General features: G+C 34.9%; 18 protein-coding genes and 1 riboswitch. Of the genes, 7 read left to right on the top strand and 11 right to left on the bottom strand.

What is annotated here, in order from left to right; translation table 11 throughout:
- Position 1: 1 nt before the first annotated feature.
- Positions 2-517, bottom strand: a complete 516-nt coding sequence (locus tag ACEN2N_RS05695) for a DUF2892 domain-containing protein (protein WP_441823410.1) — start codon at positions 515-517, stop codon at positions 2-4.
- A 254-nt stretch (positions 518-771) separates the two neighbouring features.
- Here ACEN2N_RS05695 and rpmH point away from each other — a divergent pair, with 254 nt between their 5' ends.
- Both rpmH and carB read left to right on the top strand, forming a co-directional pair.
- The gene (gene rpmH, locus ACEN2N_RS05690; protein ID WP_027067351.1) at positions 772-939 is read left to right on the top strand and encodes a 50S ribosomal protein L34; all 168 of its coding nucleotides are present in this window, start codon (positions 772-774) and stop codon (positions 937-939) included.
- Between the two features lie 89 nt (positions 940-1028).
- Positions 1029-3881, top strand: coding sequence for a carbamoyl-phosphate synthase large subunit (carB, locus tag ACEN2N_RS05685; protein ID WP_441823409.1), 2853 nt, complete (start codon positions 1029-1031; stop codon positions 3879-3881).
- Between the two features lie 48 nt (positions 3882-3929).
- Here the strand turns inward: carB and ACEN2N_RS05680 are convergent, their stop codons facing one another.
- On the bottom strand, positions 3930-5555 hold the full coding sequence (locus ACEN2N_RS05680; protein WP_441823408.1) for a long-chain fatty acid--CoA ligase: 1626 nt from the start codon (positions 5553-5555) through the stop codon (positions 3930-3932).
- Positions 5556-5767: 212 nt separating this feature from the next.
- Between ACEN2N_RS05680 and ACEN2N_RS05675 the strand changes: the two genes are divergently transcribed.
- Positions 5768-7045 (top strand): hypothetical protein, encoded by a 1278-nt coding sequence (locus ACEN2N_RS05675; RefSeq protein WP_441823407.1) that lies wholly within the window; start codon positions 5768-5770, stop codon positions 7043-7045.
- Positions 7046-7112: 67 nt separating this feature from the next.
- Positions 7113-8333, top strand: a complete 1221-nt coding sequence (locus ACEN2N_RS05670; protein WP_441823406.1) for a Pycsar system effector family protein — start codon at positions 7113-7115, stop codon at positions 8331-8333.
- Between the two features lie 6 nt (positions 8334-8339).
- Here the strand turns inward: ACEN2N_RS05670 and ACEN2N_RS05665 are convergent, their stop codons facing one another.
- The 3 genes from ACEN2N_RS05665 to gndA are packed head-to-tail and all read right to left on the bottom strand — an operon-like array spanning position 8340 to position 10685.
- Positions 8340-8678: a GIY-YIG nuclease family protein gene (locus ACEN2N_RS05665; RefSeq protein ID WP_441823405.1), complete on the bottom strand. Its 339-nt coding sequence runs from the start codon at positions 8676-8678 to the stop codon at positions 8340-8342.
- Between the two features lie 59 nt (positions 8679-8737).
- Positions 8738-9274, bottom strand: a complete 537-nt coding sequence (locus ACEN2N_RS05660; RefSeq protein WP_441823404.1) for a DUF3124 domain-containing protein — start codon at positions 9272-9274, stop codon at positions 8738-8740.
- Between the two features lie 10 nt (positions 9275-9284).
- Positions 9285-10685 (bottom strand): NADP-dependent phosphogluconate dehydrogenase, encoded by a 1401-nt coding sequence (gene gndA / locus ACEN2N_RS05655; RefSeq protein WP_441823403.1) that lies wholly within the window; start codon positions 10683-10685, stop codon positions 9285-9287.
- Between the two features lie 180 nt (positions 10686-10865).
- Between gndA and zwf the strand changes: the two genes are divergently transcribed.
- Positions 10866-12398 (top strand): glucose-6-phosphate dehydrogenase, encoded by a 1533-nt coding sequence (zwf, locus tag ACEN2N_RS05650; RefSeq protein ID WP_441823402.1) that lies wholly within the window; start codon positions 10866-10868, stop codon positions 12396-12398.
- 30 nt (positions 12399-12428) lie between these two features.
- Positions 12429-13154 carry a 6-phosphogluconolactonase gene (pgl, locus tag ACEN2N_RS05645; RefSeq protein ID WP_441823401.1) on the top strand — a complete coding sequence of 242 codons (726 nt, stop codon included), beginning with the start codon at positions 12429-12431 and terminating at the stop codon, positions 13152-13154.
- Here the strand turns inward: pgl and ACEN2N_RS05640 are convergent.
- From ACEN2N_RS05640 to ACEN2N_RS05615, 6 genes are all read right to left on the bottom strand, one after another.
- Positions 13135-13680, bottom strand: coding sequence for an acyl-CoA thioesterase (locus ACEN2N_RS05640; protein WP_441823400.1), 546 nt, complete (start codon positions 13678-13680; stop codon positions 13135-13137). The genes pgl and ACEN2N_RS05640 overlap by 20 nt on opposite strands.
- A 27-nt stretch (positions 13681-13707) precedes the next feature.
- Positions 13708-14073 (bottom strand): 6-phosphogluconate dehydrogenase, encoded by a 366-nt coding sequence (locus ACEN2N_RS05635; RefSeq protein WP_424000576.1) that lies wholly within the window; start codon positions 14071-14073, stop codon positions 13708-13710.
- A gap of 33 nt (positions 14074-14106) precedes the next feature.
- Positions 14107-15456, bottom strand: coding sequence for a DNA recombination protein RmuC (gene rmuC / locus ACEN2N_RS05630; protein ID WP_441823399.1), 1350 nt, complete (start codon positions 15454-15456; stop codon positions 14107-14109).
- 111 nt (positions 15457-15567) lie between these two features.
- Complete coding sequence (locus ACEN2N_RS05625; protein ID WP_441823398.1) at positions 15568-16287, bottom strand: ABC transporter ATP-binding protein; 720 nt, start codon at positions 16285-16287, stop codon at positions 15568-15570.
- Between the two features lie 79 nt (positions 16288-16366).
- Positions 16367-17398, bottom strand: a complete 1032-nt coding sequence (locus ACEN2N_RS05620; protein ID WP_441823397.1) for a FecCD family ABC transporter permease — start codon at positions 17396-17398, stop codon at positions 16367-16369.
- Positions 17399-18547, bottom strand: coding sequence for an ABC transporter substrate-binding protein (locus ACEN2N_RS05615; protein WP_441823396.1), 1149 nt, complete (start codon positions 18545-18547; stop codon positions 17399-17401).
- Positions 18548-18617: 70 nt separating this feature from the next.
- Positions 18618-18874: riboswitch (cobalamin riboswitch) on the top strand.
- 71 nt (positions 18875-18945) lie between these two features.
- Between ACEN2N_RS05615 and ACEN2N_RS05610 the strand changes: the two genes are divergently transcribed.
- Positions 18946-20817, top strand: coding sequence for a TonB-dependent receptor plug domain-containing protein (locus tag ACEN2N_RS05610; RefSeq protein ID WP_441823395.1), 1872 nt, complete (start codon positions 18946-18948; stop codon positions 20815-20817).
- Positions 20818-20874 lie beyond the last annotated feature (57 nt).

Below are 20874 nucleotides of genomic sequence, written 5' to 3'. Positions count from 1 at the left end.
CTTAGATTTTCTTCAGTTGTTGTTGCATCATTTTAATTTGATCTGTCAACATATTGTTTTTATCTAATTTCTTTGCTTCGTTAAGCAGCATGGTCGCTTCTCTTTTACGACGCTTTTGCATTGAAATACCAGCTAAGCTTAACTTTGCCATGGCTACATCATAATCCATTGTAAGACCAAGCTTAAGTGCTTTTTTAAAGTATTTCTCAGCTTGGGTTAAATTTGTTTGAGAGAAGATAATGCCATGTAGGTAATTATAATAGCCTTGTTGTTTAACAGTTAGTGCACCTTCAGGGTTCTTTATTTTATCTAACCAGGTTTTTGTACCGGCTAAATCTTGTTTACGCATTTTTAAAAATGCTAACAATATAATCTCGTTTCTAAAATAAAGAAAGATAAAAATTAAGGATAGTAAGATTAAAAATATGCCATTTCCGATATTACCTTCGATCATTTGGTAAACAGAAAAGGCAATTATAAGTCCTGCAATAATTAATTTTAAATTTTTATTGAACATATTTTTAATTTTAATTTCTAGTTAGTTAGCTAAGTATGTTATTCAAATTAATCGTAACCCTATAAAAATAAAGCGATTTCGGCGCTAAATTTCAATTCTGGCAAAATTAATCAAAAGCTTCGTTTAGTCACGTACGGATTAATAAAAATATTTTTTTTCATATCACTTGTTAAAGAAAAAACTCTTTGTATATTTGCGCCCAGTTTCACAGAGAATTCTGAATAATTTCATATTAAATAGAAAAGGTTTAAGAGATGCCCGGACAAAAAAGAACATATCAGCCGTCAAAAAGAAAGAGAAAGAACAAACATGGTTTTCGTGAGCGTATGGCTTCCGTGAACGGTAGAAAGGTTCTTGCAAGAAGAAGAGCAAAAGGAAGAAAGAAATTGACCGTTTCCTCTGAAACAAGACATAAGAAATAATGATTGCATAGTTTATAAAATATATAGGTGTTACTTTTTTAAAAGTAACACCTTTTTTTTGTCCAATTCCCAAAATAAACAGTTTTAAGATGCCAAAAAGAAAAGATTTAAACTCAATTTTATTAATAGGATCAGGTCCTATTGTTATCGGTCAAGCATGTGAATTCGATTATGCAGGTAGCCAGTCTTTACGTTCGTTACGTGAAGATGGTATTGAAACTATTTTGATAAATAGTAACCCGGCAACCATTATGACAGATCCAACAATGGCGGATCATGTTTACTTAAAACCGTTAACAACAAAATCCATAATTGAGATTTTAAAAGCGCATCCACAAATAGATGCGGTATTGCCGACCATGGGAGGTCAAACAGCACTGAATCTGTGTATAGAGGCAGATAAAAAAGGAATTTGGAAAGATTTCGGAGTAGAGTTAATAGGTGTAGACATTGATGCTATAAATATTACTGAAGATAGAGAGCAATTTAGAGAGCTAATGTTGAAGATAGGTGTAGGCATGGCACCACAAGCTACAGCGACCTCCTTCTTAAAAGGTAAAGAGATAGCTCAAGAATTCGGTTTTCCTTTAGTAATACGAGCTTCTTATACACTTGGTGGGGCAGGAGCATCCATAGTATATAAACCAGAAGATTTTGATGAATTATTAAGTTACGGATTAGAGATTTCTCCTATTCATGAAGTAATGATCGATAAAGCCTTAATGGGTTGGAAAGAATATGAATTAGAGCTATTAAGAGATAAAAATGACAACGTAGTAATCATATGTGCTATTGAGAATATGGATCCCATGGGTATACATACCGGTGATTCAATTACGGTAGCGCCTGCAATGACATTATCTGACAGAACGTATCAGAAAATGCGTGATATGGCAATACATATGATGCGTAGTATAGGAGATTTTGAAGGTGGTTGTAACGTTCAATTTGCAGTTAGTCCTGATGAGAAAGAAGATATTATAGCGATTGAAATAAATCCGAGAGTTTCAAGATCATCAGCTTTAGCTTCAAAAGCAACTGGTTATCCTATTGCAAAAGTGGCTACAAAGTTGGCAATAGGTTACACGCTTGACGAATTAGATAATCAGATTACAAAATCAACATCGGCATTATTCGAACCAACGTTAGATTATGTTATCGTAAAAATACCAAGATGGAATTTTGATAAATTTGAAGGATCTGACCGTACTTTAGGTTTGCAGATGAAATCTGTAGGAGAAGTTATGGGTATTGGTCGCTCGTTTCAAGAAGCATTACATAAAGCAACCCAATCTTTAGAAATAAAGCGAAATGGGTTAGGTGCCGATGGTAAGGGTTATAAAGATTATGATCAAATAATTAGCAAATTAACCATTCCTAGTTGGGATCGAGTTTTTGTTATTTATGACGCAATACAAATAGGCATTCCTTTAAGTAGAATACATGAAATCACAAAAATAGATATGTGGTTCCTTAAGCAGTATGAAGAGCTTTATTTTTTAGAAAAGGAAATATCTAAATATACTATTGCAACAATTTCAAAAGAATTATTATTAGAAGCTAAACAAAAAGGATTTGCCGATAGACAAATAGCCCATATGGTTGATTCTTATGAAAGCGAGGTTTATAATAAGAGAACTGAGCTTAACATAAACAGGGTGTATAAGCTTGTAGATACTTGCGCAGCTGAGTTTAAGGCAATGACTCCATATTACTATTCAACATTTGAGGCTGAAATAGAAAAGCCAGATGGTACACGATATGTTCAAAATGATAGTATAGTTTCTGATAAAAAGAAGATTGTAGTTCTAGGATCTGGACCCAACCGAATCGGTCAAGGTATAGAATTTGACTACTGTTGTGTTCACGGAGTTTTAGCAGCTGCGGAATGCGGTTATGAAACTATTATGATTAATTGTAACCCAGAAACGGTTTCAACTGATTTTGATACGGCAGACAAGCTTTATTTTGAGCCTGTATTTTGGGAGCATATATATGACATAATTCGTCATGAAAAACCTGAAGGGGTAATTGTTCAATTAGGCGGACAAACAGCGCTTAAACTAGCAGAAAAGCTATCTAAATATGGGATAAAAATTATCGGAACAAGTTTTGAATCTTTAGATTTAGCCGAGGATAGAGGAAGCTTTTCTGAATTATTAAAAAAGAATGATATTCCATTCCCTCAATTTGGAGTAGCAGAGACGGCTGAAGAAGCAATAGCACTTTCAGATGAATTAGATTTTCCTTTACTGGTGAGGCCATCTTATGTTTTAGGAGGTCAGGGAATGAAGATTGTAATAAACAAAAAAGAGCTTGAAGAGCATGTAGTTGGTTTGCTTCGTAAAATACCAAATAACAAGTTATTATTGGATCACTACTTAGATGGTGCAATTGAGGCAGAAGCAGATGCTATTTGCGATGGCGAAGATGTATATATCATCGGTATTATGGAGCATATTGAACCGTGTGGAATTCACTCAGGAGATTCAAATGCAACATTGCCACCATTTAATCTTGGCGAATTGGTAATGCAGCAAATTAAAGATCATACCAAAAAAATTGCTCTCGCATTAAATACGGTTGGTCTAATTAACATTCAGTTTGCTATAAAAGATGAAGTTGTATATATTATCGAAGCAAATCCTAGAGCGTCTCGTACTGTACCTTTCATAGCAAAGGCTTACAAAGAACCATATGTCAATTATGCAACGAAAGTAATGTTAGGGGAGAAGAAGGTAAAAGATTTTAACTTCAACCCTCAATTAGAAGGATTTGCTATTAAACAACCAGTATTCTCTTTTAATAAATTTCCGAATGTGAATAAGAATTTAGGTCCTGAAATGAAAAGTACAGGTGAAAGCATTCTGTTCATTGATAGTCTTAAGGACGATGAATTTTACAACCTATACGCAAGGCGTAAAATGTATTTAAGTAAATAGTCTTTTTTTTAAGACTTATATTATAGTAGAAGGGGAACTTTAGTGTTGTTAAAGTTTCCCTTCTGCATATAATCTTCTAATTTCTTTCTTATCAAACTTACCAACACTAGTTTTTGGTACTTCATTAATAGTCACATAATTATCAGGTATTTGGTAACTAGCAAAATCTTTAGATAAATATTCTTTTAACTCTTCGGTCGATACAGGGGTATTTTCATCAGTTAATACTAAAGTAGCCAAAGGTCTTTCAGACCATTTTTTATCAGGAATGGCAATTACGGCAGCTTCCTTAATCTTCGGATGAGACATTAACGCAAGCTCTAAAGCTACGCTAGAAATCCATTCGCCACCACTTTTTATTAAATCTTTGGTACGATCAGTTATTTCCATGTAGCCATTTTCATCAATGGTACTTACATCGCCTGTTCTAAACCAACCATCTTTGGTAAAGTTTTCTCGGCTATTAGTCTTAAAATAAGACTTAATGACCCAGGCTCCCTTCACCTGTAACTCGCCCATTGTTTTTCCATCACGTGGAGCTACTTTTCCATCATCACCAATTATTCGCATTTCAATCCCTGGAAATTCAATTCCTTGTTTCGCGCGGACCTTAATTTGTTCTTTTTCACTAAGCTCTTCATGTTTTCTCTGAAGTCTGCTCGCTGTCCCAAGAGGTGAAGTTTCGGTCATACCCCATGCTTGAACTCCTTTGATTCCGAAGTCTTTTTCGAAATTTTCTATCAGGCTAGCAGATAACGCAGAACCACCAACTAAATATTCTTCTAAAGCTAATTTTGTTTTTGGCGGATTCTTTTTCATTTCATCATAGACTCCTCGCCAAATAGATGGCACTCCGTTAGCTTTATTGATATTTTCACTTTCTAATATTCTAATAATTGCATCTGGGCGCAAGTGAAGTGAAGGCATTACCATGTCTGAACCAGTTAATAGGCACATATACGGAAACCCCCAAGCCATTACGTGAAATTGAGGTACAATGAGTAGTACTATGTCATTATTACTGTAGTTGCCAGCATTTGGTGAAAGAATGGTCATGGCATGCAGGTAAGTAGATCGATGCGAATAAAGAACACCTTTTGGCATTCCTGTTGTCCCGCTCGTGTAACACATTCCGCTAGCATCGTTCTCATTAATTAGTGGCCAATCGATGGTTTCTAATTGCTCGCCAATCAGGTCTTCATAATGTACTATATTTTGTAAACTAGTTGTAAAACCTTTAGGGGCATTGATGATAATATATTTTTCTACAGTTTCTAATTTCGGAGCTATTTTTTCTAAAAGAGGCACAAGGGTTGCATCTACAAAAATAACCTTGTCTTCAGAATGGTTGATTATAAATTCTGTTTGCTGAGATGATAATCTAATATTTATCGTGTGGCAAACCGCGCCAATTCCCGGAATTCCGTAATAAAGCTCTACATGTTGGTAATGATTCCATGCAAAGGTGCCTACCATATCACCTTTAGAGATACCTAATTTATTTCGTAAGGCATTGGCAAGTTGACAACAACGTTTGTATAGCTGACCATAGGTATATTCATGCCTACTACCATCTGGCAGGTAAGAGATTAATTTTTTATCAGGAAATGTACTATTTGCATATTTTAAAATGGTATTAGTGGTAAGTGGGTAATCCATTATTAATCCGTTCATAAAAAACTTTTAGTTTACGTAATTGCTTGTCTTATAAATTTAATCATTCTAAGATAAGATATCATCATAATTTCAACAATGTATTGAGAAAATGATAACCAGCAGGTTTATCTTTTCCATATCTCTTTTCAGGTCAAAAATTTATTTTATTAGATAATTCCTTGATGTGTTTTATAATTAATCTTGTGTGGTATAATATTTAAACCGTTAAATTGAAAAAGATTCTTTTAGGTCTAGTTGTTTTGGTAGTTGTATTTGGGGTATTGACGTATTGGTCATTATCAAGTACAAGCAAAACTTTTGATACATGCGAGATTTTAGAATTTTCTAACGTCGATGAAATAGACTTTAAAAAATATGATTCTGTTTTAGTTGCCGCGAGTACGTTGTATAAAGCAAACGCAATTAAAAGTGTAATGCAAGGGGAACAGTATAGAAAAGCATGGGCTACACCAGTTAAAGTTCCGATTTTGTATTTGGATAATTTAGAAGGAAATGTAAAAATTCTTGAAGAGGGTGGCGGTCAACAGACACATTCACTTAAATTGAAAAGAGAAGATGGTACCCTAATGACATTAAGAAGTGTCTCTAAAGACCCATCGCCATTAGTGCCAAAAGTTGCTGAGACCATGGGCATAGAAAATATTATAGTTGATGGTATATCTGCGCAACATCCATATGCGGCAATAGTGGTTGCCAAACTTTCTGAACAGGCCAGAATATTAAATACTAAGCCTAAGTTGGTTTTTGTGCCTAAGCAAGAACGACTCTCTGATTATAATGAAAAATTCGGTAATCGCTTATTTCTTTTAGAATATGAGACTGAAGGTAATGCCAGTTGGTTGGGACAGAAAAAAATTGATTCTCTCATAGATACCGAAGATTTGCAAGAGTTAAAGATGAAGAGTCCTAAGAAAGTCAGTATCGATAATAATGCTTTAGTAAGTGCGCGTTTATTCGATTTGTTAATTGGTGATTGGGACCGTCATTCAAAACAGTGGGGTTGGGCTATTGAAAATTTAGGAGATTCGATTAATGCCATTCCTTTACCGTGCGATAGGGATAATGCTTTTTTTAATCTAGAAGGGGTTTTACCAACTCTAATTTCGAACCAGGCATTTCTGCCAGAGGTGCAGTCTTTTGAAAAAGAAATTGATTTTTTACCAGGATTAATATCTCCATTCGATGTTTATTTTATGCGAGACATTCCGCAATCTGTATTTGAAAAAGAAGCGAAAGAATTACAGCGCTTACTTACAGATGAAGCTATTGAATCATCTTTTGCCGTCTGGCCAATTGAGATTTATGAATTGGACGGTAAAGAGCTTATTGCAAAAATGAAAAATAGGCGAAATAAATTGGTAGATTATGCGCTACTATTTCAGCAAGAATTGGGTGAGAGCGAAGAACTGACAGAGGTGCTGAAAGGATCAGAAGATTTACATATGTCCAAGGCACAAATGGCATGTTTTAATTGCAACGACCAATAACCTTTAAACAAATTTAAAGGATATCAATTTAGGTTACTGAATACAAAGAACCATCAAATAAACTATTATGAATCAAACTACGGTAAATGCAGTAGAAAAGTATGTCAAGAATCTTTTGGCAGATCAAATGAATAAGAACTTTCTTTTTCATAGTCAGGGGTATACGAACAAGACTATTAGTAAAACACAAAAAATTCTTGAACAAAATACAAATGCTCAAATTAATTCATATCAAGTATTAATAGCTGCTTGGTTTTTGCACGCAGGTTATGCGGTAGATTACGATAACCATGTTGACCAAAGTGCATTATTGGCTTCGCAATTTTTAACCGAGCAAAAAGTAGCTCAACAAGATATTGATGCTATCGTCAATTTATTGAAAAGTGCTTGGCAAAATGATGCGCCAAAAAACGATGAAGAGGCGATTATAAAAGATAGTAGCACTTGGTTTTTTGCATCAAGTAGTTTTGAAGAAATGTTACAGTTATTGCGATTAGAATTAGAAAATTTTAATAGCGATGTTCCTGATTTAGATCATTGGCGATTAAACTATGTAGAAAAACTTCGTGTACAGCATAGGTATTATACAGACTATGCAAAAGAGAATTGGCAAGAGCAAAAAGAAGAAAATATTCTTGACTTGATTTCTAAATTGCAGAAGTCTGAAAAAACAGAAAAGAAAGAGGTTTTAAAAGCAAAGTTAAAAGATGAAAGTCCGCAACGGGCAATTCAATCGCTATATCGCATAGAGCTTAGAAACCATATAAAATTGAGTGATATTGCAGATACTAAAGCTAATATTTTACTTTCAGTAAATGCAATAATTATTTCGTTGCTTATGGCTAATTTGATTCCGAAATTAGATTCTCCAACGAATTCTTACCTTATTTATCCGACGGTCATATTTGTTCTTTTTAGTATAGCTTCTATGATAATGTCTGTTCTGGCTACACGCCCAAAAGTTACCAATAAAAATGTCGTAGATGATGAAATAAAAGCGAAGGATACAAATTTCTTGTTCTTCGGAAATTTTCACTCGATGGAGTTAAGCGACTTTAAATCTAAATTAAGAGCTATCATAAAGAACAAAGAATCTATATATGATTCACTGAGTATGGACTTGTATTACTTGGGTAAGGTATTGCAAGAAAAGTATAGACTGTTAAGGTGGACATATACCATATTTCTGATTGGCATAATTTTATCTGTCGTAGCATTCGGGTTTGCACTTAAATATTACGGAATGGAAGATGAACTTTTAGATGCAGTTACTCCGTTACCTAAATAAATGAAATTAATTAAACCACACCGCATATTTTTTACGTCTAAGTTCAAGAGCCAATTGCTCTTCCATTTTTAAAGCTTCGGCTTTGGTTTTAATGGGGTCGATATGATTAAATAGGCTACCACGTAAATACAAGCCATATTTCTGAACGATTTTAGATGATAGATTATGTCCTTTTTTGCTCAGAGACCCATTTTTATGTTGGTCAAATCGTTCTTTAGGGGTTTTACTTGTCATGCCAACATAAAGACATTCTAGTACACCGTTGAATTGCGGATTTGCTTCTCTAAACTTTCTATTTTCGGTGAATACTTTTTTAGATAATTCAATAACGTAAATAGAATACATAAGTGCAGTATGAATTTTAGACTATAAATTACTGGTAGTAACTCAAGTAATCTTTCAGGTTACTCAATTATCTCAAGACCTTCTGTAGTAAAAGAAAAAGCTTGTGCCCCTAGACCACCGACCATAACTGCTTGAAACAACGGATTCAGTTGTTTTTTCGAATACCAGTCAATCAAAAAATTAGCTCCGCTACCGCCAGAAGTATCTTGTTGTTCAATAACGTAATCAATAGATTCCATCGGTGTTAGATAAATAGGGGAATCGATATAGCTTCGTACCAAATCACCTTCGGTATTATAGTAATCGATTTTGCTAACGAACAAGCTGTCTTTTAAACTCGTATTTCTGATGCTTAAAGTTGCGGTAAGCAAAGTTCTTGTATCTCTCGTCTGATTGTAAATGTCAGAATATATAGGTACATAAACTTGCCTAACAAGAGAATCTATTAAAACCGCATTTGCCTTTCTATCTAGTGCATGGTTATCAAGAACTTCAACCGGAATTTCTTCTTTTGAAACTTCTTTACAAGAAACAACTGTAGCTACAATAACTAATGAAAGGCAAATACGACTTAAAACAGTTTTTATTTTTTTCAAATGTTGATTTTTAATCTTCCCACTCTGTATGAAAAATACCTTCACGATCGAGACGTTCATAAGTATGAGAGCCAAAATAATCGCGTTGCGCTTGAATTAAGTTCAAAGGTAGTTTACTTGACGTGTATGCATCAAAATAAGTTAGTGAATTTGATAAGCCAGGTAACGGAATTCCGTTTTGAGCACCAAAAGCAACCAATTCTCTAGCAGCACCAACGGTGTCTTTAACTTTACTTACAAAATTCGGAGAAAGTAATAAGTTCGGTAATGTCGGTTCGGCTTTAAAAGCTTCGGTAATATCAGCCAATAACCCTGCGCGAATGATACAACCGGCTCTCCATATTTTTGCGATGACCGATATATCTAAATCGTAACCATATACTTTCGATGCATCTGCCAATTGGTGTAACCCTTGAGAGTATGTAATAATGAATGAAAAGTATAAAGCTTTTTCAGTAAGTGCTTCCAACTTCTCTTTATTCATATGGACAACCTTTGGTCTATCATATAGGGCATCAGCTTTAACTCTTTCTTCCTTTAAAGCAGATAGTTCTCGCATGCTAACGGCTACATCGATCGATGGTACAGGTATACCAAGATCCATCGCGTTTTGGCTTGTCCATTTACCAGTACCTTTTTGTTTTGCTTTATCCAATATTTGATCTACCAAGCGACCTTTTACCAAGTCATCTTCTTGCTCGAATATTTCAGAAGTAATTTCTACTAAAAACGATTGTAATCTACCTTTGTTCCATTTTGCAAAAGTGCTATGTAGCTCATCATTGTTATAATCGCCACCTTTTTTAAGAACATCGTATATTTCAGAAGTCAACTGCATCAATCCGTACTCAATACCATTGTGTACCATTTTTACATAGTTCCCGGCAGATTTAGGACCTAAATAAGCCACACAAGGTTCACCATTGTATTTCGCAGAAACAGCTTCGAAAATCGGTTTAATATGTTGATAGGCAGATTTTGAGCCACCGGGCATAATACTTGGTCCTTTTCGAGCACCTTTTGCACCGCCAGAAACTCCTGCCCCAAAAAAGTTTATTGCTCTAGTTTGTAATTGAGCTTCTCTTCTGTCGGTATCGGTAAAAAAAGAATTTCCACCGTCAATAATAATATCACCTTTGTCAATATGCGGTAATAATGATTCTATAACAGCATCTACAATTTTACCAGCGGGTACCAGTAACATTATCTTACGCGGCTGTTTTAAATTTTTTACGAATGTTTTTATATTGCTGGAAGCACTTACTTTTTCCAAATCTCCGCCTAAAGTCTTTAACGCCTCTACCTTTTCTTCATCTAAATCATACCCGTAAGCAGAAAATCCGTTGTCTGCTACATTGAGTATAAAATTCTGTCCCATTACTCCAAGACCTACTAAACCAAAATCATACATAAATAGAATGTTTTATAATTACACCTCATTAATATGTAACCATACTTAATATATGGGCGTAACATATTGTCTATCAAAAATAATTTAAAATAATGACTTTAATTCCAAATTCCCTCTTAAAGAAGACTGTTAATGGCTTACTTTTTAAGATATTTGAATAATAAAGAATATCAACCGATAATGAAGAAGACAGAAAATCAAATGCTCGTAATTTTTGGGGCATCTGGAGATTTAACAGCAAGAAAATTGATACCAGCAATATTCAATTTATACAAGGGAAACGACCTTCCTGATAATTTTGTGGTTCTTGGTGTTAGTAGAAGTGATTTGGGCGATTTAAAATTTAGAAATAAGGTAGTATTAGAAAGTACTTATTTAGAAAAAGAACGAAAAGAATTTGATGCAGATTATATTCAAAAATTTGCTGACAAACTTTTTTACGAAGATTTAGGTTCTGATTACGACACTTCTTATGAACGTTTAGAAAAGCGTATATCAGATTTAGATCAAAAATATGGTACTGCTGGTAACCATATGTTCTACTTATCTACGCCACCAAGTTTGTATGAGCCAATTGCAAAGAATTTGTCTGATCAAGGCTTAAATGAAGAGACCACCGGTTGGAGAAGAATTATAGTTGAAAAACCATTTGGTTACAGTCTAGAATCTGCCAAAGAATTAAATGAAGGCTTACATACCTATTTTAAAGAAGGTCAAATATTTAGAATTGATCATTATTTAGGAAAGGAAACTGTACAGAACTTATTGGTAACCCGTTTTGCGAATAGTATATTCGAGCCATTATGGAATAGAAATTACATTCACCATATAGAAATTACCAATGCCGAAAGCGTAGGTGTTGAAAAAAGAGGTGGGTACTACGATAAATCTGGTGCATTGAGAGATATGTTTCAAAGTCACTTATTACAGATTGTTGCTTTAATTGTTATGGAGCCGCCGTTGAGCGCCGATGCCGAAGAAATTCGTAATGAGAAATTGAAGGCATTGAAGTCACTTAAAATAATGAATGATGAAAAGACGCTTTATGATAATACGATCAGAGCGCAATATGTTTCTTCAAAAATTGACGGACAAGAAGTAAAAGGCTACCGCGAAGAGGAAGGGGTTGATAAAAACTCAACTACAGAAACCTTTGCTGCCATTAAATTCTTTGTAGACAACTGGCGTTGGGCAGATGTGCCTTTTTATGTTAGAACGGCAAAACGTATGCCTACAAAAGTTACCGAGGTAGTTATACATTTTAAAACTCCGCATCATCAAATTTTTAAAGAGTCTGGTATAAATAATAAGGATAACAAATTAATTATTCGTATTCAGCCAGATGAAGGTATATTGTTGAAATTCGGAGTAAAAGTACCCGGGCAAGGTTTTGAGGTTGAGCGTGCAAATATGGATTTCTACTATTCTAGTTTAACCGAAACACATGTTATGGAAGCTTACGAGCGTCTTTTATTAGATGCAATGCAAGGTGATGCCACTTTATATGCAAGAGCAGATGAAGTTGAAGCTGCTTGGGCATTTGTAGATCCTATTTTAGATTATTGGAAAAATGGCAAGGATGTAAAGATGTACGGTTATGCAGCCGGAGATTGGGGTCCTGAAAATTCCAACGATCTTATTGAAGGAGTTGGAGAATGGCGTAACCCAAGTGAGAATTTAGCAGATGAATCTGGTTACTGTGTTATTTGTTAAAAAGGAAGATATTTAAAGTTTGTACTAAAGATGGAAGTAAAAGTTTATCAAAATAAAACAAAGGTAGCAGAGGAGTTTTCTAAGTATCTGATTGAAAAATCAGCTGATCAAGAATCTTTTCATATTGCGCTATCAGGTGGTAGTACCCCTAAAATTGTATTTGATGTATTGGCGGATGAATTTGCCAATGATGTAGAATGGAGTAAAATTCATTTGTATTGGGGCGATGAAAGATGCGTATCGCCAGACGATGCCGAAAGTAATTACAAAATGACAGTGGAGCACCTTATTTCTAAGGTAGATATACCTGAAGGAAATATTCATAGAATAAAAGGGGAAGATGACCCGAAGGCGGAAGCTAAACGTTATGGCGATTTGTTAGATAAAGAATTACCGAAAGAATTAGGATTGCCTCAATTCGATTTAGTGATTCTTGGTATGGGCGATGACGGACATACGGCTTCTATTTTCCCTCATGAAATTAACTTATGGGTATCTCCAGATAATTGTGAAGTGGCAATTCACCCAGAATCTGGTCAAAGAAGAGTTTCATTGACAGGTAGAATAATTAATATCGCTAAAACTGTTGCTTTTTTGGTAACAGGCGAAAGTAAAGCAGAGAAGGTTAAGATAATTATTGATAGAGAAGAAGGGTATTTAGAATACCCTGCAAGTCACGTTTCACCCAAAACGAAAGATTTAGTTTGGTTTTTAGATGCAGCTGCGGCAAAACTTCTTACTTCATTTCAATCTTAATATTTTCAGATTTTAACTCATTTATATAGTCTTCAGAATTAAAGGTTTTAGATTCGAATTTAGTGTCTCTTTCTTGAGCCTCTAATTTACGGTATTTGCTACGTGCAAATCGTCTAACGCCTTGATCATCAGATATTATTAAACCTGGTACGGGAACATTTTTACCATCTGTTCCCTTTGCTACCATAGTAAAGTATGATGAGTTGCAGTGCTTTCTAGTACCCAATCTAATATTTTCAGACTCCACACGAACCCCTACGACCATAGAGGTTCGACCGGTATAATTTATACTTGCTTTTAAGGTAACCAATTCACCCACTTCAATCGGGTTCAAGAAATTTACCCTATTGACCGAAGCGGTAACACAATACTGTTGCGAATGTTTAGAAGCACAAGCAAAGGCAATTTGATCCATAAGGTTCAAAATATATCCGCCATGAACCTTGCCTCCAAAATTAGAATGCGAAGGAAGCATTAGCTCTGTTATAGAAACTTTAGATTCTCTTGCGGTTTTAAACTTTTCCATAAGGTCTTTATTTTTTAACGTAAATGTCTATTTTCTAAAATGAGGTGATTGTTCTGGTTGTACTTTGGTAACGAAATACTTAGAATCACCTAACCAAAAAAATGTGGCATAACGTTCTACATAACTAACTTTTACGTATTGTCCTTGGTATTCCTGCAGTTTTTCTATAACCTCTTTATCCTTGTCTAATACAGAAAATGAGAATATTTGAGCACCAGAGATACCTTGGCTAATTTCACCTTCCCACGTTTTGGCTATAACACCTTTGTGGCTAATTTTTATAAGTTCTCCTGAGCGAACGCCCTCGCTAAAGGTTACGAAGTAGATAAAGGCGTAATAGAGCGCACAAATGACTACAGCGCTTACTAAAAGTAATGATACTATTTTTTTCATGTGTAATTTAAATATTGCATTAATGATTAGTTATTATAGTTCTAGTTTAGGTTCCTCTTCAAAATCATCATCTTCAATCGCTCTATTTAAAAGCGATTCGGGAATTGTTTTTTTTGCCTTGGCCCCCATCTTTTTAAGCTTCTCAATACTGGTGATAATATTACCACGACCATCAACTAATTTGCTCATTGCACCTCGGTATTCCACTTTTGCCTCGTCCATCTTTTTGCCAACCTTCGTTAGGTCGTTAACAAAACCTTCAAATTTATCATAAAGTGCACCAGCTTGTCGTGCAATCTCAATAGCATTTCGTTGCTGTTTCTCATTATTCCACATACTATCAATAGTGCGCAAGGTAGCAAGAAGAGTAGAAGGGGTAACAATTATTATGTTTTGTTCAAAAGCTTTGTTGTATAATGAATTGTCTTGATTGATAGCTATCGCAAATGCGGGTTCTATAGGTACAAACATAAGCACAAAATCGGGACTCTCCATTTCATACAAATCTTCATATTTCTTGGAAGACAGTTGGTCTACATGCCTTCTTAGAGAATTGATGTGGTCTTTTAAGTATTTATCTCTGAATTCATCTTCAGCATTTACATAACGCTCATAATCGGTTAAAGAAACCTTAGAGTCTACTATCATTTTCTTACCATCGGGCAAATTGATAATAACATCGGGTAATACACGGCTACCATCGGCACGGGTAAAGCTTTGTTGAACAGTATATTCTCGATCTTTCTCTAGTCCAGATTTTTCTAATACGCGTTCCAACACCAATTCTCCCCAATTACCTTGCATTTTACTATCGCCCTTTAAGGCTTTGGTCAAATTCTCCGCTTCTTGGGTAATTTTGATATTCTGGGTCTGTAGATTTAGTAATTGCTCTCTTAAGGCAGAATGTATGCTGATGTTTTCTTTCTGACTTTCTTCGACCTTCTTTTCAAAAAGTAAGATTTTCTCATTTAGCGGAGTTAGAATGTTTTTGATATTCTTCTCGTTTCGCTCAGTAAATTTTAAACTCTTTTCTTCAAGAATTTTATTAGCAAGATTTTCAAATTCTTTAGTAAATTTTTCTTGAAGCTTTTCAACCTCTTGTTTCTGTTCGATATTCTTTTCTTGTAAGTTTTCTAAATCTGCTTGATATCGAACGATTTGGTTGCCAAGTTGCTCTTTCTCTGATTGCAGGAGCGTATTATGTTTCTCAGTTTCTTTTAATCGATCTTGAAAAACAGAAAGGTTATTCAGCATTTGCTGCTCTCGCTCTTCTAAGGTACTTTGACGCGATTTTGTTTTTAGAAGCTGAATATAGTTGCCAAGAAAATATCCTATGGTAAGACATAGAATTCCGATTGCAAGGTATATGTATATTTCGTTCATCAGTTAACTAGAGTAATCTGGTAAAGGTAATTGATTGAATAGAAAATTTTAAGAGGAGCAGCTTGTTTTTAATTATGATATTCCATCAAATTTCAAATAATCTAGGCCAGCTTATTGTTTTATCTTAAAAGTGCCGGTATTCGCATCAAAAGATATAGTATCAGTAGGGAAAAGGCTATCGAAGCTATTGTTCTCAATAAGTTTACAGGGTTCGTTAAAAGCATTATGAATTCCGTCTAAAATCAGCATTTTATCGCATAATTGAATAGCGAGTTCAATTTCATGACTAGTAAATAAAATAGTCTTTTTGGTTTCATGTGCAATAGATTTCAGGAGCTTTAAAATCTGCACTTTATGATATAGGTCTAAATGTGTTGTTGGTTCATCAAGTAGAATGATGTCAGTATCTTGAATTAAAGCTCTGGCGATAAGTGCCCGCTGTAATTGTCCGTCACTTAATTGAAAGCATTTTTTATCTAAGAAAGGTTCTAGTTCTAATAAGGCAATACTGTTATTAATTACCGAAATATCATTTTCGGCCAATTTGCCTAACCAATTGGTATAGGGTTGTCTGCCTAATGCTAAAAGCTCGTAAACCGATAAGTTTTTAGAAGCAATAGATTCGGTAAGTACGACACTTACTTTTGAAGCCATCTCCAGATTGTCATAAGTAGATAGCTCTTTTCCTTCAATTATTATTGATCCAGAAATTTCAGGTTGAAATCTGCCTAATGTTCTTAGTAGCGTTGATTTTCCAATTCCATTAATACCAACAATAGCTGCAAGTTCTCCTTTTTGTAGGTGAAATGAAATTGCAGAAGCAATGACCATTTTATCATAGCCAATGCTAAGATTTTCAATTTGTAATACGCTATTTATAATATTGGGCTCGATGTCTTTTATTTTACGATTAAAATATCATTTTTCTTTTACGTACCAATAGCCATATTACTACTGGTGCGCCTAATATACTAGTAATGGCGTTAATGGGTAGAACACTTACAGAACCTGGTAGTTGTGCAATGGTATCGCATATCAACATCAAAATTGATCCACAGCAAAGCACAGCGGGTATTTGAATTTTATGCTCGGTGGTATGGAATATTTGTCTTGTTATATGAGGTACGGCCAAACCTACGAATGCAATAAGACCGGCAAAGGCTGTAATGCAACCTGCCAATAATCCTGTGGCGATTATAATGGTATATCTAGATTTTTTAAGCTGAATACCTAAGCTTTTTGCGTAATTCTCGCCCAGTAAAAAAGCGTTTAATGGTTTAATGGAAATGATACTCAGTAAAATTCCTACAATGGTACAAATAGCAATAATGAGAATTTGCGACCACGATAAATTACCTAAACTACCAAATGACCAAAATATATACTGTTGTAGTTTCTCGGCTTTAGTAAAATATGAAAGAACACTTACCACAGCAGCTGTAATACTACCGAACATGAGACCTATGATCAATAGCGCCATCGTATCCTTTATTTTAGCGGCAACGATTAAAACGAGGGATAAAACTAAAAAGCTACCTATGCTAGAAGCAACTGCTAGGGTAATATCGTTAAAAGTTGAGATGGCGAAAAAGCCAGAAAATATGGAAGATCCCATAATTATTATTGCAGCGCCTAAACTTGCCCCTGAGCTTATGCCTAAAACATAAGGTCCTGCTAACGGGTTTCTAAATAGGGTCTGCATCAACAAACCGCTAAGTGAGAGTCCGCCACCCACTAAAATAGCCGTTATAGCTTTTGGCAAGCGATATTGCCAAATAATATAGGAACTAGAAGAATCTTCGGCGGCACTGCCGAATAAGACTTTTAGGGTGTCAAAAAATGAAATACTTACCGAACCTAAACAGATATTAATAATAAAACATGCCAGCAATAATGCCAACAAAATAATAAAATGAAAAAAGTAAGTGGGCTGTTTAGACAATTAAAGTAATGGTTTAAAAAAGTAAGGTTCGTAATTGGGTAGTAACCCTGGGTGCAAAATATGAATTAAATCTTTTAGAACAAGGTCTGGTCTTTGCGGGCCCAGTTCATAATATAAAGTTCCACCAGTTTCACCTAAAGTATTTGCTGTACTGAAAATTTTACCTTTTTGAAAGGCATCAAATTGTGCGTAGTGAGGACTTGATGATTTTAATTCTTGATAAGATGCGAATTGCGCGGGACCAATCCAATATTCGGCATGTTGCCCCACATCGAGAACGCTCTCCCAACTTAAAGAAAGACTTCCGTTTTCATCCGTAGTACTCCAAAGGTAATCAGCATTGGCATCTTCGAGAAAATTAGCCGCCCAACTTTTTCCGCCGGGTAAATACCAAACATCTTTAAACATAGCTCCACTTAGTACGGTAGGTTTATTTTTAGCTGTAGCAGCTAGAATTTTGGCATCTAAGTAAGCTTTTTCGATGTCATTAAAAATAGCGTCTGCTTCTTTAGTTTTATTAAAAAAAGGAGCAAAAAATTTAATCCATTCTGCTTTTCCTAAAGGAGTTTCTTCAACCCAATCGCCGTTATAAACAACAGGAATGTTAGCACGTTGAATAGTTTCGTAAGTACTATTGCCGTTATTAATGGCAAAGCCGAAAATTAGGTCAGGTCGTAAGGCTAAAATTGCTTCTGTATTCAGACTTTCATTTACACCTAATTCTTTTATATCTCCCGATTCAATTCGCTTTCTGGCCGCTTTAGATGAAATGTATTTTGTATCGGGGAAACCAACAAGGTGATTCAATACTTCTAATTCTTCTAAAGCAGGTATATGCGTTGTTGAGGTTACCACAATATGTTCAACCGGAGTCGAAATTATGGCATCGTATTCATCTTTGTTTAAGGTTATGGTACCTTGAATTTCTTTCGGGATCAAAGCATAGGTAAATGTAGTTTCGGCATTTGCCCATGGTGTCATCAGCGTAATTATTGTAATGCCCGAAGCCTGTTTTTCTATAGTAAAACCCTTTGCATATGCTATTTCGGTAGTAATTACAGGTGTTTTTAAGGGTAAAGAGTCTTTTGAAGATTCTTTACAAGAACTTATAAAAAAAAGAAAGCAAATAAAAAGTAGGCGTTTGAACATGGTTGAATTTCATCTATTTTTCAAAAGTAGTATTATAAAAGTTTAGCGAGAAAGATTAAACTAAATGTTTACTTTCGCCGTGAATTTTGGTTTTCATTGCTTTTGGTGATGAGATTAAAAGGGAATCTAGTGAAAATCTAGAGCTGTTCCCGCAACTGTAAGTTTATTTTGAACATATCTATTGGCAAATAGATTTTGTTTGACACTTCTTTTAAGAAGGTACTATTTTCTTCAATGCCACTTTGAAATCTGAACCGGTTCAGAAAACATGGGAAGGCGAAATGGTATTAAACAAGTCAGGAGACCTGCCTTATTCAAACAAACAAAGTTAAACTTTCGGGATAAAGGTTTGCGTATGGGTACAGACATACTACGCTCCCGTTTATGAATTTAAACGAATGAAAAATTATTTATTGTGGCCTGCGGTCACTGTATTATTATGTGCTAAAGTAGGCGCTCAGCAAGAGCAAGATTCTACCAAAACATTACAATTAGACGAGGTTGTCGTCAGTGATTCGCGTTTTGAACTAAAGCGTGAAAATTCGGGTAAGACCGTAATTACGATTTCTCAAAAAGAATTAGAACAAAATCAGGGACGTTCGGTCGCTGAAATTATCAACACGAAAAGCGGAATTGAAATTAACGGTACCAGAAGTTATGCTGGTCAAAACTTGTCTACCTATGTAAGAGGGGGCAATAATCGCCAAGTATTGGTAATTATAGATGGTATTCAAGTATCAGATCCATCAGGTACAAGCGCCGAGTACGATTTAAGATTGTTGAATGCGGTACAAATTGAAAGTATCGAAATTTTAAAAGGCGCAGCGAGTACACTTTATGGAAATTCAGCAGCAACCGCAGTAATTAATATTACAACGAAAAAAGCGAAAAAAGAGGGACTTGCATTAGATGTCATTTCAAGTTTTGGGACCAACCAAACAAAAGATGATCAGAATTATAATATTTCTGATATTTCGAATACAGTGAATTTGACAGCTAAACACGGAAAATTATCTGTGTTAGCATCTGGAGGACATCAATTTACAGATGGATTATCGGCTGCAATAGGTACAGAATCAGACTTAGTTTCTAGAATAGACGGTAATCTTAAATTGGGATATCAATTTTCTGATCGCTTTAATGTAAATGCATCGGCATTCTATAACAAACTGAATAGCGATTTCGATAACGGATTCCCTATTGAAGATGCGGATTTCTATTTTACAAGTGAACAATCTCGATTTGGGGTAAGTTCTAAATACGGGTATGAAAACGGAAGTATTAATGTGAATACAGCATTTAATCAGATTACAAGATCGTTTAAATCTAGTTTTCCAGCGACTTACGATTCACAATCTTATGTATTAGATGTTTTTAATAAGTATACGTTTTCAGAAAATATTTACACGATAGTTGGGGTAAACTATATAGACAACAAAACCTTATTCTCTGAAGAATACAATTCAAATACAGTTGATCCTTATTTAAATGCCGTGTATGTTGGTGAGCAGGGAATTAATGTAAATGCAGGTATACGATTAAACAATCACAGCGAATACGGTTCTAACTTCATTTATAACATTAATCCGTCATACAGAATTAGTATCAATGAAGGATATTTAAAGTTTATGGGTAGTTATGCCACGTCATACATTGCACCCAACTTATCGCAATTATATGGTCCGTTTGGGGCAAATCCTGATTTAGACCCAGAAGAGGATACCACTTTAGAAGGAGGTTTAGAATTTAAAATTTCTGATGCTCTTACAATTAACGCCGTTTATTTTAATAGAACTGAAGATGACCGAATAGTTTATGAGACCATTGATCCAGTTACTTTTGAGAGTCAGTATAGAAATGCAACTGAAACTGCACATTTTGATGGGGTAGAAGTAGGCTTGAACTCAGAACTGGCAAAAGGTCTTTCGTTTGATGCTAACTACACGTATACTAATTCTAAAGAAGGTTTGGCATTGAGAGTACCTAAGAGTAAAATTAATGCAACTGTAGGTTATGCTATAAAAGAGAAAACTTTTGTTGGGTTATCTTACCAGTATGTATCCAATAGAACCGATACCGATTTTGCTACATTTTCTAATGTAATTTTAGATAGTTTTAGTTTAGCTAACTTTCAAATTAGACATCAGTTTTGTAGTAACCTAGCTGCATTCATTGCAGTCGATAATATTTTAAACGAAGAGTATACAGAGTTGGTTTCGTATACCACAAAAGGTAGAAACGTACGCTTAGGTTTCAAATTAAGTTTATAATCAAAAAAAAAGGACAGCCAATCGGCTGTCCTTTTCACTATACTTTTTAATTACGTT

The sequence above is a fragment of the Maribacter spongiicola genome, assembly GCF_052119685.1.
Taxonomy (GTDB): Bacteria; Bacteroidota; Bacteroidia; order Flavobacteriales; family Flavobacteriaceae; genus Maribacter; species Maribacter spongiicola_A.
The sequence above is the reverse complement of the archived record's forward strand: the minus strand, read 5'-3'. Positions and strand labels throughout refer to the sequence as shown.

Excerpts from the sequence above, each read along its gene's own strand:
- ACEN2N_RS05695 (WP_441823410.1), bottom strand. The coding sequence starts at position 517 with ATGTTCAATAAAAATTTAAAATTAATTATTGCAGGACTTATAATTGCC.
- rpmH (WP_027067351.1), top strand. The coding sequence starts at position 772 with ATGCCCGGACAAAAAAGAACATATCAGCCGTCAAAAAGAAAGAGAAAG.
- carB (WP_441823409.1), top strand. The coding sequence starts at position 1,029 with ATGCCAAAAAGAAAAGATTTAAACTCAATTTTATTAATAGGATCAGGT.
- ACEN2N_RS05680 (WP_441823408.1), bottom strand. The coding sequence starts at position 5,555 with ATGAACGGATTAATAATGGATTACCCACTTACCACTAATACCATTTTA.
- ACEN2N_RS05670 (WP_441823406.1), top strand. The coding sequence starts at position 7,113 with ATGAATCAAACTACGGTAAATGCAGTAGAAAAGTATGTCAAGAATCTT.
- ACEN2N_RS05665 (WP_441823405.1), bottom strand. The coding sequence starts at position 8,678 with ATGTATTCTATTTACGTTATTGAATTATCTAAAAAAGTATTCACCGAA.
- gndA (WP_441823403.1), bottom strand. The coding sequence starts at position 10,685 with ATGTATGATTTTGGTTTAGTAGGTCTTGGAGTAATGGGACAGAATTTT.
- zwf (WP_441823402.1), top strand. The coding sequence starts at position 10,866 with ATGAAGAAGACAGAAAATCAAATGCTCGTAATTTTTGGGGCATCTGGA.
- pgl (WP_441823401.1), top strand. The coding sequence starts at position 12,429 with ATGGAAGTAAAAGTTTATCAAAATAAAACAAAGGTAGCAGAGGAGTTT.
- ACEN2N_RS05640 (WP_441823400.1), bottom strand. The coding sequence starts at position 13,680 with ATGGAAAAGTTTAAAACCGCAAGAGAATCTAAAGTTTCTATAACAGAG.
- ACEN2N_RS05635 (WP_424000576.1), bottom strand. The coding sequence starts at position 14,073 with ATGAAAAAAATAGTATCATTACTTTTAGTAAGCGCTGTAGTCATTTGT.
- rmuC (WP_441823399.1), bottom strand. The coding sequence starts at position 15,456 with ATGAACGAAATATACATATACCTTGCAATCGGAATTCTATGTCTTACC.
- ACEN2N_RS05625 (WP_441823398.1), bottom strand. The coding sequence starts at position 16,287 with ATGGTCATTGCTTCTGCAATTTCATTTCACCTACAAAAAGGAGAACTT.
- ACEN2N_RS05615 (WP_441823396.1), bottom strand. The coding sequence starts at position 18,547 with ATGTTCAAACGCCTACTTTTTATTTGCTTTCTTTTTTTTATAAGTTCT.
- ACEN2N_RS05610 (WP_441823395.1), top strand. The coding sequence starts at position 18,946 with ATGAAAAATTATTTATTGTGGCCTGCGGTCACTGTATTATTATGTGCT.